The sequence below is a fragment of the Ancylobacter sp. VNQ12 genome (genome assembly GCF_049445835.1).
GTDB lineage: Bacteria > Pseudomonadota > Alphaproteobacteria > Rhizobiales > Xanthobacteraceae > Ancylobacter.
The window spans coordinates 73,379-85,168 of record NZ_JBMSDU010000007.1 but is presented as its reverse complement, the minus strand read 5'-3'; the positions used below and the strand labels follow the sequence as shown (position 1 = coordinate 85,168).

11 protein-coding genes and 1 other RNA gene are annotated in these 11,790 nt (G+C 66.7%); 2 read left to right on the top strand and 10 right to left on the bottom strand.

Annotation, left to right across the window (positions count from 1 at the left end):
• Window positions 1-75: 75 nt before the first annotated feature.
• From ACO2RV_RS12040 to ACO2RV_RS12030, 3 genes are read right to left on the bottom strand one after another with little or no spacing between them, the layout of a single operon-like run.
• Window positions 76-1,347 carry a CaiB/BaiF CoA transferase family protein gene (locus ACO2RV_RS12040; protein WP_423293184.1) on the bottom strand — a complete coding sequence of 424 codons (1,272 nt, stop codon included), beginning with the start codon at window positions 1,345-1,347 and terminating at the stop codon, window positions 76-78.
• Complete coding sequence (locus ACO2RV_RS12035) at window positions 1,344-2,186, bottom strand: citryl-CoA lyase (protein ID WP_423293182.1); 843 nt, start codon at window positions 2,184-2,186, stop codon at window positions 1,344-1,346. Before ACO2RV_RS12035 ends, ACO2RV_RS12040 begins: the two co-directional genes overlap by 4 nt.
• A 5-nt stretch (window positions 2,187-2,191) precedes the next feature.
• A complete protein-coding gene (locus ACO2RV_RS12030; protein WP_423293180.1) occupies window positions 2,192-3,670 on the bottom strand; it encodes an aldehyde dehydrogenase in 1,479 nt (492 codons plus the stop codon).
• Between the two features lie 117 nt (window positions 3,671-3,787).
• Between ACO2RV_RS12030 and ACO2RV_RS12025 the strand changes: the two genes are divergently transcribed.
• Complete coding sequence (locus tag ACO2RV_RS12025; RefSeq protein WP_423293178.1) at window positions 3,788-4,543, top strand: IclR family transcriptional regulator; 756 nt, start codon at window positions 3,788-3,790, stop codon at window positions 4,541-4,543.
• Between the two features lie 37 nt (window positions 4,544-4,580).
• Here ACO2RV_RS12025 and ACO2RV_RS12020 read toward each other — a convergent pair whose 3' ends face one another.
• The 5 genes from ACO2RV_RS12020 to ACO2RV_RS12000 all read right to left on the bottom strand — a co-directional run bounded on the left by ACO2RV_RS12020 (window position 4,581) and on the right by ACO2RV_RS12000 (window position 8,798).
• Window positions 4,581-4,901 carry a YbaB/EbfC family nucleoid-associated protein gene (locus ACO2RV_RS12020; RefSeq protein ID WP_423293176.1) on the bottom strand — a complete coding sequence of 107 codons (321 nt, stop codon included), beginning with the start codon at window positions 4,899-4,901 and terminating at the stop codon, window positions 4,581-4,583.
• A gap of 12 nt (window positions 4,902-4,913) precedes the next feature.
• On the bottom strand, window positions 4,914-6,875 hold the full coding sequence (locus ACO2RV_RS12015; protein ID WP_423293174.1) for a DNA polymerase III subunit gamma/tau: 1,962 nt from the start codon (window positions 6,873-6,875) through the stop codon (window positions 4,914-4,916).
• A 181-nt stretch (window positions 6,876-7,056) separates the two neighbouring features.
• Window positions 7,057-7,152, bottom strand: an RNA gene (gene ffs, locus ACO2RV_RS12010) — signal recognition particle sRNA small type.
• A 41-nt stretch (window positions 7,153-7,193) separates the two neighbouring features.
• Entirely contained in the window at window positions 7,194-8,228 is a 1,035-nt protein-coding gene (locus tag ACO2RV_RS12005) for a hypothetical protein (protein ID WP_423293172.1), read from the bottom strand.
• 84 nt (window positions 8,229-8,312) lie between these two features.
• Entirely contained in the window at window positions 8,313-8,798 is a 486-nt protein-coding gene (locus ACO2RV_RS12000; protein WP_423293170.1) for a cupin domain-containing protein, read from the bottom strand.
• A 158-nt stretch (window positions 8,799-8,956) separates the two neighbouring features.
• Here ACO2RV_RS12000 and ACO2RV_RS11995 point away from each other — a divergent pair, with 158 nt between their 5' ends.
• Window positions 8,957-9,442 carry a GNAT family N-acetyltransferase gene (locus tag ACO2RV_RS11995; RefSeq protein ID WP_423293168.1) on the top strand — a complete coding sequence of 162 codons (486 nt, stop codon included), beginning with the start codon at window positions 8,957-8,959 and terminating at the stop codon, window positions 9,440-9,442.
• A gap of 16 nt (window positions 9,443-9,458) precedes the next feature.
• Here the strand turns inward: ACO2RV_RS11995 and pip are convergent, their stop codons facing one another.
• Together pip and ACO2RV_RS11985 are read right to left on the bottom strand one after the other, a co-directional pair.
• Window positions 9,459-10,412: a prolyl aminopeptidase gene (pip, locus tag ACO2RV_RS11990; protein WP_423293166.1), complete on the bottom strand. Its 954-nt coding sequence runs from the start codon at window positions 10,410-10,412 to the stop codon at window positions 9,459-9,461.
• A gap of 125 nt (window positions 10,413-10,537) precedes the next feature.
• Window positions 10,538-11,746, bottom strand: coding sequence for an MFS transporter (locus ACO2RV_RS11985; protein ID WP_423293164.1), 1,209 nt, complete (start codon window positions 11,744-11,746; stop codon window positions 10,538-10,540).
• Between the last annotated feature and the right edge of the window lie 44 nt (window positions 11,747-11,790).

Below are 11,790 nucleotides of genomic sequence, written 5' to 3'. Positions count from 1 at the left end.
CGTGGCTCGCTGGAGCCCGTGCGCTCTTGTTTTCCGTGTGCGTCACCCGCGTTGGGGTGACGGTCGTGGTGGGGGTCAGGCGACCCTTGAGGCGTCGGCTCCTTCGGTTTGCGCCTGCCGCGCCCCAGCCGGCGTGCCGGCGACGACCACACCGCCCGCGACGAGCCCGTCGATGGCGGCGGCGTCGAAGCCGAGGGCTTGCAGCACCGCAAGGCTATGCTCGCCGATCTGCGGCGGGTCGGCGCGGATGCCGAGATCGACCTGATCGAGCCCGATGGGCAGGCGCGGCAGGCGGGTGCGCACGCCGTTCGGCAGCTGCGTCTCCATCAGGCCGCCGGTGGCGCGCAGATGCGGGTCGTCGAACAGCTCCTCCGGCCGGGTGATCGGGGCGAAGGGAATGCGCGCGCGCTCGCACAATTCCATCGCCTCCTCCAGCGACAGCGCCGCGAATATCCCGGCGATGAGGGGAATCAGGCGCGGCCGGGCGGCGATGCGGTCATTGTTCGCCCGCAGCGAGGCGTCATTGGCGAGGTCGGGGCGCCTGAGTTCCTCGCACAGGCGCACCCAGTGATTGTCCGTGGTGACGCCGACGAAGATCTGCCGGCCATCGGCCACCTTGAAGGTGTCGTAGATCGCCCATGCCGAGACCCGCTCCGGCATCGGCCGCAACGGCTCCGAGGACTGCGCGGCATAGGAGAGGTGCTGCCCCATGAGGAACACCGTGGTCTCGAACAAGGCGGCCTCGACCTTCTGTCCGCGGCCGGTGCGGTCGCGGTCGCGCAAGGCGACGAGGATGCCGATCACCGCGAACATGGCGCCGGTGATGTCGACCACCGAGGTTCCAGCACGCAGCGGGCGTCCGGTCGGCCCGGTCATGAAGGCGAGGCCGGACATCATCTGCACCACCTCGTCGAGGGCGAGGCGGTTGACATAGGGGCCGTCGAGAAAGCCCTTCAGGCTGGCATAGACCAGCTTCGGATTGAGCACCTCGAGCTCTGCCGCGCCGAGGCCCAGCCGCTCCATCGTTCCGGGCGCGAAGTTCTCCACCAGCACGTCGGCGCCCCGGACGAGATCGAGCGCGATCGCGCGCCCCTCCGGCTTCTTGAGGTCGAGGGCGATCGACTGCTTGTTGCGGTTGAAATAGCCGAAATAGCCGGTACCGAAGCCCTTGAGATGACGGGTCGGGTCGCCGCCGGGGGCCGGCTCGATCTTGAGGACCTCGGCGCCGAGATCCGCGAGGATCATGGCGCAGCACGGACCCATGACGGTGTGGCCGAAGTCGAGCACCCGGATGCCGGCGAGCGGCGGGGGGCGATGGGCAGGGAGGAGCGGCGTCGCGGGCATCATCGGCGGTCGTCTCCGAGAGGACGCGCGGGCACACCGGTGTAGCGATAGGCGAGGGAGGGCGGCATCGGTCCCTTGATGCGCCCGCCCTGCTGGCTCTGTTCCCAGGCATGGGCGAGGATGCCCACGGAGCGGGACAGCACGAACAGGCCGCGGCCGAGCGCGGCGGGGAAGCCGAGTTCGGCGAATACCACCGCCGTCGCGCCGTCGATGTTCATCGGCAGGCGCTTGCCCTTGGCGCCGGCGAGCGCCTGCTCGACGGCCCGCCCGATGGCGGCGAAATGGCCCGACACCGTGCCGCCGTCTCTCGCGGCATCGACGAGCGCCAGAAGCCGGCCGCTGCGCGGATCGACCGGGTGAAACCGGTGGCCGAAGCCGGGGATGTGTGCCTTGCGCGCCAGCCGGTCGCCGATTTCGGCGGCGGCGGCCTCCTCGATCGGCAGGCCTTGCCGGACCCGCGCGTCGATCTGCGCATAGAGCTCCATGCATTGCTGGCCGGCGCCGCCATGCACGTCGCCCAGCACGTTGATGGCCGAGGCCATGGCGCTGTTGAGGCCGATGCCGCAGGTCGCCGCCATGCGCGCCACCGCGATCGAGGGCGCATGCGGGCCGTGGTCGACGCCGGCCACCAAAGCGGCCGCGAGCAGCGCGGCCTGATCGGGCGAGGGAAGCTCGCCGCGCAGCATGAGCCAGATCATGGCGGGGAAATCGACGCGGCCGATCAGTTCCTCGATGGCGTAGCCGCGCATGCGGATCGAGCCGGGGGCGATGTCGATGATGTCGGTGCGCCACCAATCGGCGGCGCGCTCTTCAGCGGTGGGGAGAACCGGGGGAGGCGTCATGGCGGTCAACCCAGCAGGAAGGGGTTGGCGCGGTTCGGCCGGGTGGTGATCCAGACGCTCTTGGTCTGGAGATATTCCTTGATCGCCTCGACGCCGCCCTCCCGGCCGAGACCGCTGCGCTTGTAGCCGCCGAACGGCGTGGCGAAGCTGGTCGAGCGGTAGTTGTTCACCCAGACGGTGCCGGCCTTCAGGCGATCCACGCAATGCAGCGCGCGGTGCAGGTCGCGTGTCCACACCGCTGCGGCGAGGCCGAACGGCACATCGTTGGCAATGCGCAGCGCTTCTTCCTCGTCGCGGAACTTCAGCACCGCCAGGACCGGCCCGAACACCTCCTCCTGGGCAATGCGCATGTCGTTGCGCACATTGGTGAAGATGGTCGGCGCGACGAATTGGCCCTGGCCGTAGCCCGGTCCGCTCAAGGCATGGCCGCCGAGCGCCAGCGTCGCTCCCTCGCGCTTGGCCATCTCGATCATGCGCAGGATCTTTTCCCATTGCGGCCGCGTGGCGATGGGGCCGATCTGAGTGTCGCTGGCGGCCGGATCGCCGATCTTCGCCTCGCCGACCATGGCGACCAGCCGCGCCACCACCTCGTCATGGACGGTGTCCTGCACCAGCAGGCGCGAGCCGGCCATGCAGGTTTGCCCGGAGGCGGCGAAGATGCCGGCGATGACACCCTTGACCGCCTGATCGAGGTCGGCGTCGTCGAACACGATGTTCGGCGACTTGCCGCCGAGTTCGAGCGTGACCTTCTTCAGCCCCGGCGCCGCCGCCTCGTTGACCCGCTGCCCGCCGGCGTCGCCGCCGGTGAAGGCGATCTTGGCGGTGAGCGGGTGGCGTACCAGCGGCTCGCCGACTTCGTGGCCATAGCCGGTGACGACATTGACGACGCCCCTGGGAAAGCCCGCCTTCTCCGTCAGTCGCGCCAGCTCGAACAGCGAGGCGGAGGCGAATTCCGACGGCTTGATGACGAGGGTGTTTCCGGCCGCGAGCGCCGGCGCCATCTTCCAGGCGGTGAGGCTGAGCGGCGAGTTCCACGGCGTGATGGCGACCACGACGCCGAGCGGCTCGTACTTCGTGTAGTTGAACACGTCGGCCTTGTTGATCGGCACGACCGCGCCCGCCACCTTGTCGGCGAGGCCGGCATAGAAATAGAACCACTGCGCCACATTGCGGACCTGGCCGGCGACCTCGGCCATCAGCTTGCCGTTGTCGCGCTGCTCGACCGCGCCGAGAGCCTCGGCATTGGCTTCGATCAGGCCGGCGAGTTTGCGCAGCAGCGCGCCGCGCTGGGTCGCCGTCATGTCCGCCCATTCGGGCGAGAGGAACGCGCGATGGGCCGCCTCGACCGCCCGATCCGCATCGGCCTGCACCCCACGCGGGATCTGCGCCCAGACCTTGCCGGAGAACGGCTCCTCCGTCTCGAACCACTCACTGGTCGAGGGATCGCACCATTCCCCGCCAATGAACAACTGGTACCGTTCCACCCGTTTCCTCCAATGAAATATTCTATTTGACAGAATATTATTTTGTCTAATAGAATAAAACCACTGACGTAATGTCAAGCGAAAGGTGCGTTCATGCCGTCAGATGAGCATCCGCCCGTGCGTCGTGGCCGCGGCCGGCCGCGCAAGGACGACCCGATCGCCGTCCCCTTGGAGGGAGCGGGCGTGGAAGCGGTGGATCGGGCACTGAGCATCGTCAGCTGTTTTGGCGACGGCGACCGGCATCTCGATCTCGCGGAGATCGCCCGCCGCACCGGCCTCTACAAGAGCACCATCCTGCGCCTGGCGGTCTCGATCGAGCGGGCCGGCTACATCGTCCGCCACGCGGACCGCAGCTTTACCCTCGGGCCGGAGGTGATGCGGCTCGGCGCGCTGTATCAGGGCGGATTCCGCCTCGAGCCGCTCGTCCGCCCGGTGCTTGCGGCGCTGGCGGCCAAGACGCTCGAAAGTGTCTCGTTCTATCGCCGCGAAGGGGACCAGCGCGTCTGTCTCTTCCGGCAGGATTCGGAGCACCCGATCCGGGATCACATCCGAGAGGGCGACATTCTTCCGCTGCGGATCGGCGCCGGAGGGCATGTGCTGACGCAATTCGGCGCGCCGGGCCTTGCGGATGCCGAACGCCGGCTGCTGCTGTCGCGGCTACCTTTCGTATCGCGCGGGGAGCGCGACGTGGAAACGGCGGCGATGGCCGTTCCCGTCTTCGGCGCCCATGGCAATCTGGCCGGCGCGCTGTCCCTGTCCGGCACGGTCACGCGGTTCAGCGACACCTTTGTCGCCAACATGGCGCCTGTTCTGATCGAGGCAGGCAAGGATCTTTCGCGCATGCTCGGCGGCATGGCGGCATGGGAGGAATAGGCGGCTCGTTCCGGCGATCCGGCCGCGCCGCCCGCCCTCAGAACAGCTTCAGGCCGGGCGGAATCGGCAGGCCGGCGGTCAGCGCCTGCGTCTTCTCCTGGATCAGCCGCTCGCCCTTGGCGCGGGCTTCCGCATGGGCGGCGACGATCAGGTCCTCCAGGATCTCCGCCTCTTCCGGCACCAGCAGGCTCGGATCGATGCTGATCGCCTTCAGCGTCCCCTTGGCGGTGAGGCGTACGCTGACCAGTCCGCCGCCGGAGGCGCCGTCGACCTCGGTCTCCTCCAGCTCGGCCTGCATCTGCTCCATGCGGGCCTGCATCTCCTTCACCTTGGACATCATGCCGAGAAGGTCTTTCATGCGAGGCTCCTTTTAGAATTCGAGGTCATCGTCGAGGCCCGGCTCGTCGCGCGCGGCCATCATCTCATATTCGTCCAGCGAGGCGGCGGGCGGGCCGTCATCGATCGCCTGCGTGCGCACATCGACCACCGAGGCGCCGGGAAAGCGCGCCAGCACGGCGGCGACCAGCGGATCGGCGCGCACATCGGTCAAAAGGTTCTCGCGGGCGGATTTCGCCTGCTCGGCCAGTGTCGTCTCGCCTTCCTCGCGCGAGAGCGCGACCAGCCAGCGCTTGCCGGTCCATTCCGTCAGCTTGGCCTGCAATTCCTGCAACAGGTTCGGCGAGCCGCCCGGCGCCAGCGCCAGCTCCAGCTTGCCATCCTCGAAGGCGACGGGGCGGACATGGTTCTCCAGCGCGAATTTCAGCTTGAGATCGCGCTTTTGCGCCGCCAGCGCGACGAGTTCGCTGAGATTGCCGAGCACGAGGCCCGGCGCTTCCTCCGGCCGGGGCGAAGGCGCGGCGGCCGGGCGCGGAGTGCCGCGCGCGGCGACCGACAGATGGCTCGCCGCCTGCGGCGCGGCGCTGGGCGCGAAGGCGGGCGCGCTGAAGCTGCGCGTCGCGGTCGCCGCCATCGCCGAACCGCCGCCTGAGCTCCCGCCGCCGCCCGAAGGCGCGGGCCGCGTGGCCGGCTCGTCGCCCGCCCCATCGCGCAGGCGCCGCAGCGCCTCGTCCGGGGTCGGCAGGTCGCTGGCATAGGCGAGGCGCACCAGCACCATCTCCGCCGCCTGCATCGGCTTGGCCGCCTGCTGCACCTCGGTGAGGCCCCTGGTCAGCATCTGCCACGCCCGCGAGAGCACGCGCATGGAGAGTTTCTGCGCGAAATCCCGCCCGCGGATGCGCTCGGCCTCGACCAGCGCCGGGTCGTCCGCTGTCTCCGGGATGATCTTCAGCTTGGTGACGAGATGGGTGAACTCGGCGAGATCGGTGATGACCACCGCCGGGTCGGCGCCGCTGTCATATTGCTCGCGCAGTTCGGTCAGCGCCTGGCCGATATCGCCCTTCATCAGCGCCTCGAACAGGTCGATCACCCGCCCGCGATCGGCGAGGCCGAGCAGTGCGCGCACCTGCTCGCCATGCACGGTGCTTCCCGAGGCATGCCCGCCCGAATGGGCGATCGCCTGGTCGAGCAGCGACAGCGCATCGCGCACCGAGCCTTCCGCCGCGCGCGCGACCAGGCTCAGGGCCTCCACATCGATGCCGACGCCTTCGGCCTCGCAGATGCCGCGCAGGTGCCGCGCCATGGTGCCGGCGTCGACGCGGCGCAGATCGAAGCGCTGCGTGCGCGAGAGCACGGTGACCGGCACCTTGCGGATTTCCGTGGTGGCGAAGATGAACTTCACATGCTCGGGCGGCTCCTCCAGCGTCTTCAACAGGCCGTTGAAGGCCGCCGTGGAGAGCATGTGCACTTCGTCGATGATGAACACCTTGTAGCGCGCCAGCACCGGCTTGTAGCGCGCCGCCTCGATGATCTCGCGGATATCGCCGATGCCGGTGTTGGACGCGGCGTCCATCTCTTGCACGTCGACATGGCGGCTTTCGATGATGTCGCGGCAATGGCGGCCGAGCACCGGCATGTCGAGCGTCGGCGCGCCCCCGCCGGCGGGCCCATCGGCCGGCTCGTAGTTCAGCGCGCGGGCGAGGATGCGGGCGGTGGTGGTCTTGCCGACGCCGCGCACGCCGGTGAGGATATAGGCCTGCGCGATCCGCCCGGAGGTGAAGGCGTTCTTCAGCGTGCGCACCATCGCTTCCTGGCCGATCAAATCGGCGAAGGTCTGCGGACGGTATTTTCGCGCCAGCACGCGATAGGGCGTCGGCGCCGCGCGCAGGGACGCGCCGGCCGGCGCGAGCTCCCCCCCGCCGAGGTCGAAGCCGGGCGTGTCGTCCTGCGCCGCCTCGGGCGACAGGGTCGGGTGATCGGGATGCTCCGCGCTCATGGCCCCTTCATAGCATCGCCGGGCGGGCGAAGGGCAACGCCGCGATGACGCGCGCGGGGAAAAATCCGGGGAAGGGTGTGGGGCGCCGCGCGTGGAGCCGCGAGGCGCTCACGCCGCCCGCGCGCGGGAGCCGCCGGTCGGCGGGCTCACATGCGGGGCAGGCTCATAAGCGGGAAGAAGGGTGGGAGGCTGACATGCGACCCGAGACGGGCTCGTTGGGGCTGCTTCCTTCCGGACCTGACCCGGTTGGCGAGTGGCTCGTCCACCGCCAACCTCCCGGCGCCTATATCGGGCAGATGGGCGGGGGATGCAAGGGGGCTAAGGCTTCATTCCCAGATGGCCCTGCAAGTAGGCGGCGATGAGAGCTGAAACGATGCCGGCCATCACCGCCATTGACCAAGAAGCAATGCTGGGGAACAAGCGAGAGAAGGTTCCAATCTTTCTATTCGAAAGATATATTATCGTATTGGGGAGATATTTCTGATGCGCCCAGTTCATCAAGAAAATGACCACCATTGTGAATGTCATAAAGAGCAGTCTATCATAAATCCCATTCAAGGATGGCAAAAGGGTCAGAGAAAATATCAATAAAATCTGATTAATTCCAAATCCAAACTTTTTAATATTTGTAATATAATTTTTTTGATAAGGGTGTACAGATTCTTTTATTATTTCCATAATTCCAAGAGCTTTCATTTGATCTTGGCTCTGTGTGGTGACTTCATTGACGTATGGACCAAATTCAATGGATGCAACTCGATTGAGTCCTTCGCTCTCTGGCTCTTGGACGTGTAGTTTGGCGAAATTTATTTTATCGATTTTGAATTTAGCATTTTTAAAATTACTTAGGTACGTTGAGTGTTCTGTCCCTGAAGCTATTGTAACAACAAGGGGTCTTTTGAAGTGAGATTGAAGCTCGTCGGCTATGCCGATAAGTTGATCTCTGTCTAGTTCTATCGCGTCAAATGTATGCCGCGCGGTATGAAATTGAGGTGCGAGTTCCTCGGAATTCGCTATTGGTAGTTGGCCTTGATCGTGTGGAAATAGATGAAATGTCCCCGCTGAGCCGATTGAAGTCGCCCATTTCCCGATAAGCTCTCCCTTCGGGTTTAATTCCGCCGATCCGGTAAGCTCTCCGAAATTATATCCTTCAATCTGGTTCAATGCATTGCCGGACAATTGAAGCCGTTGCCCATCAAATGCTACATTTATCGAGAAAATGACAATGCCGACACCGTTCTCGTTGAAGTGCAATTGCCCGGTTAGGGCGGTGTCATCCCCGGCAAATTCAACGAATAAATTCCCGATGTTCGTGCCGAAGGCCCGCCCCGCCCAAAGCCGTCCCAGCGCCATTTTCGTTTCGACCCTTACCGTGAATACGTGGCTTCTGCGCAATCAGCGACCCGACAAAATTGCCGAGACGCTAAGCTGCCAAACTCACTCCCCACCCTCTTCCCCCTCATAATACCCCACCGTCACCTCGCTGCGAAAAATCTTCCGCAGCCCGCCTTCGCTCTCGCCAGCGACGACCAGCAGCTTGTCGGAATCCGGGTATTCGCACACGTCGACCTGGGCGAGGGTCGACACGGCGAGATAGCGCAGCTCGCGCGGGCCGGTGTTGATGATCTGGTGCGCCATTTCGCGTCCGCCGGGCGGGCAGGCGATGATGTCGTGCGCACGGATCGGGTAGCGTGCCTCGCCGAAGCGCAGTTCACCCTCGCCTTCGAGGATGAGGAACATCTCCTCCTCGCCATGATGGTTGTGAAACGGGCACTGCACCTTGCCGGGCGGCACCACGGTGAGGTTGTAGCCGAGCTTCCTCGCGCCGATATGCCGGCCGAGGCTGGCGCGGCGCGAGGTGTAGAGGCCGTTTTCCTCGATGTCGTCGAAAGTGGCCTCGTCGAGATTCATCAGCGGTTTCACCGGCGCGTTCCTCCGCTCGCGGGATGAAGGGCGCGGCCAGCTTCCCCCAGGGTCAGGCGCCGGGCAAGCGCGCGTGGGGGGCTCCGCCCGGCTTGCCTCCGGTGCGCCATGCGGCATGATGTGATCACATTGTGGATCGGCGCAGAGAGGGCATCGTGATGGCGACTGAGAGCGGGTTCTCCTTGCGCCCCGCGCGGCCGGGGGATGGGCCGGCGGTGTTTACTGTCACGCATGAATCGGTGCGCGGGCTGGCCAAGGGCGCCTATTCGCCAGAGCAGATCGAGGGCTGGATGGGTGCGCGCACGCCCGCCTTCTATGAGGCGCTGATCGCGCATGGGCGCATGGTGGTGGCCGAGCGGAAGGGCGCGGTCGTCGGCTTCGTCGATGCCGACCCCGGCGAGGTGACGCGGCTGTTCCTGTTGCCCGAGGCGGCTGGCGCCGGGCTCGGCCGGCTTCTGCTGGAGGTCGGGATCGCCGCGGCGCGAGCGGGCCATGACGGGCCGATCCGGCTGGAATCGACCCGCAATGCCGAGGGATTCTACCGCCGCCACGGCTTCGTGCCGGTCGGCCTCGGTCATTTCTCGCACGGGCTCGGCGGCGAGCCGATCGAGATCGTGCGGATGGAGCTGCGCGCGGCCGGCTGAGGGCCGCGCGCGGGGATCAGCCGGCGAACTGGTCGGTCGCGCGGATCAGCCGGTCGAGAATGCCGGGCTCGCGATAGGCGTGGCCAGCGCCCTCGATGATGTGGAACTCCGCCTCGGGCCACGCCTTGTGCAGCTCCCACGCATAATGCGCGGGGCAGGGCATGTCGTAGCGGCCATGCACGATGACGCCGGGAATGCCGCGCAGCAGGTCGGCGTTGTCGAGCAGCTGGCGGTCCTTCAGCCAGGCATCGTGGAAGAAATAGTGGTTCTCGATGCGGGCGAAGGCGAGGGCGAAATGGCCGTCGAGCCACGGCGCGGTGAACTCCGGCGCCGGCAGGAGGGTGATGGTCTCGCCCTCCCAGATCGACCACGCCTTGGCCGCCTCGATCTTCACCGCCTCGTCCGCGCCGGTGAGCAGCGCGCGATAGGCGCGCAGCGGATCGGCGCGCTCCTCCGGCGTCTTGAGCGGCGCGAGGAAGCGCTCGAACTTCTCGGGAAACATCTGCGAGACGCCGAAGCGGTAGTACCAGTCGAGCTCGGCGCGGGTCACGGTGTAGATGCCGCGCAGGATGAGCTCGCTGATGCGCTCCGGGTGGGTCTGCGCATAGGCCAGCGCCAGCGTCGAGCCCCAGGAGCCGCCGAACACCTGCCATTTCTGGAAGCCGAACTTCTCGCGCAGCCGCTCGATGTCGGCGACGAGGTGCCAGGTGGTGTTGGCGGTCAAGTCGGCATAGGGCGTGGAGCGGCCGCAGCCGCGCTGGTCGAACAGGATCACCTCATAGCGCGCGGGGTCGAACAGCCGGCGGTAATCCGGCGAAATGCCCGCCCCCGGCCCGCCATGCAGGAACACCGCCGGCTTGCCGCCCTTGGTGCCCACGCGCTCGTAATAGATCGAGTGCCCGTCGCCGACGTCGAGCATCCCGCTCTCGAAGGGTTCGATGGCGGGGTAATGGGTACGCAGTTCCGTCATGGTGGGGCCTTGGAGGTATTCAAAGAGGGGGCGGCGCGGACGCCGACTCAGGCGGGCTTCTATTTAACCCCCATGAAGGTGAAGGGCACAGCCTCCTCGACCTCGCCGGTGGCGTCGCCCCGCGCTTAGTGCGTGCGGGTGCCGCGCAGGCTGGGCAGGAACCACGCCAGCAGCCCGACGGCGGGCAGGAAGGCGCAAGCCTCATACACCGCGTCGATGCCGTAATGGTCGGCCAGCACGCCGAGCGCCGCCGCGGCGAGACCGCCGAGCCCGAAAACGAGGCCATAGAAGAAGCCGCCGATCAGCCCGACCCGGTTGGGCAGCAGGTCGATGGCATAGACGAGGATGGCGGCGAAGGCGCTCGACATGATCAGGTTGATCGCGACGGTGAGCGCACCGGTCCAGAACAGGCCGACATGCGGCAGGGCGAGCGTGAAGGGCAGGGCGCCGAGGATCGAGAACCAGATGACCTTGTTGCGCCCGATCCGGTCGCCGAGCATGCCGCCGAACAGAACGCCCGCCGCCGAGGAGACGAGGAACAGGAACAGCATGAGCTGCGAAGCCTGCACCGACACGTCGAAACGCTCGATCAGATAGAAGGTGTAGAAGGACGAGAAGCTCGCGGTGTAGGCGGTCTTCGAGCACAGGAGCACGATGAGGATGAACAGAGCGAAGGCCGTGGCGCTGGCGCTGCGGCCGGGCTCGTCCGCATGGGCTGCGGCGTGCGGCCGGCCTCCCGCCGCGCTTTGCGCGAGGGCGTGCTGGGCGGCGGTCCAGGCGAGCAGGACCATGGCGACGAGCGCGACCGCCGAGAACCAGGCGAGGCTGCGCTGCCCGTTCGGCACCACGATGAAGGCGGCGAGCAGCGGTCCGATGGAGCCGCCCGCCTGGCCGCCGACCTGGAACAATCCCTGCGCGAAGCCGTGCCGCCCGCCCGAGGCATGGCGCGCCATGCGCGTCGCCTCGGGGTGGAAGATCGAGGAGCCGATGCCGACGCAGGCCGCGGCGATGAGCAGCAGGGGGTAGCTGCCGGCATAGGCGAGGCCGATGAGGCCGGTGAGGGTGAAGCCCATGCCGACCGACATCGAATAGGGCATGGGGTGGCGGTCGGTGGTCATGCCGATGAGCGGTTGCAGCAGCGAGGCGGACAGCTGGAAGGCGAGCGTGATGATGCCGATCTGCGCAAAATCCAGCGCATAGGCCTGCTTGATCAGCGGGTAGATCGCCGGGATCAGCGACTGCATCATGTCGTTGAGAAAATGCGCGGCGCTGAGCGCGAACAGCACGGGCATGGTGGCGCGGCGCACGAGGCCGGCCTGGGCACTGACGGACATTGGCTTGTCTTCTACGCTTCGCGCGTTGCGCGGATGTCGACCCT

Excerpts from the sequence above, each read along its gene's own strand:
- ACO2RV_RS12020 (WP_423293176.1), bottom strand. The coding sequence starts at position 4,901 with ATGAAAGACCTTCTCGGCATGATGTCCAAGGTGAAGGAGATGCAGGCC.
- ACO2RV_RS12040 (WP_423293184.1), bottom strand. The coding sequence starts at position 1,347 with ATGATGCCCGCGACGCCGCTCCTCCCTGCCCATCGCCCCCCGCCGCTC.
- ACO2RV_RS11995 (WP_423293168.1), top strand. The coding sequence starts at position 8,957 with ATGGCGACTGAGAGCGGGTTCTCCTTGCGCCCCGCGCGGCCGGGGGAT.
- ACO2RV_RS12015 (WP_423293174.1), bottom strand. The coding sequence starts at position 6,875 with ATGAGCGCGGAGCATCCCGATCACCCGACCCTGTCGCCCGAGGCGGCG.
- ACO2RV_RS11985 (WP_423293164.1), bottom strand. The coding sequence starts at position 11,746 with ATGTCCGTCAGTGCCCAGGCCGGCCTCGTGCGCCGCGCCACCATGCCC.
- ACO2RV_RS12005 (WP_423293172.1), bottom strand. The coding sequence starts at position 8,228 with ATGGCGCTGGGACGGCTTTGGGCGGGGCGGGCCTTCGGCACGAACATC.
- pip (WP_423293166.1), bottom strand. The coding sequence starts at position 10,412 with ATGACGGAACTGCGTACCCATTACCCCGCCATCGAACCCTTCGAGAGC.
- ACO2RV_RS12035 (WP_423293182.1), bottom strand. The coding sequence starts at position 2,186 with ATGACGCCTCCCCCGGTTCTCCCCACCGCTGAAGAGCGCGCCGCCGAT.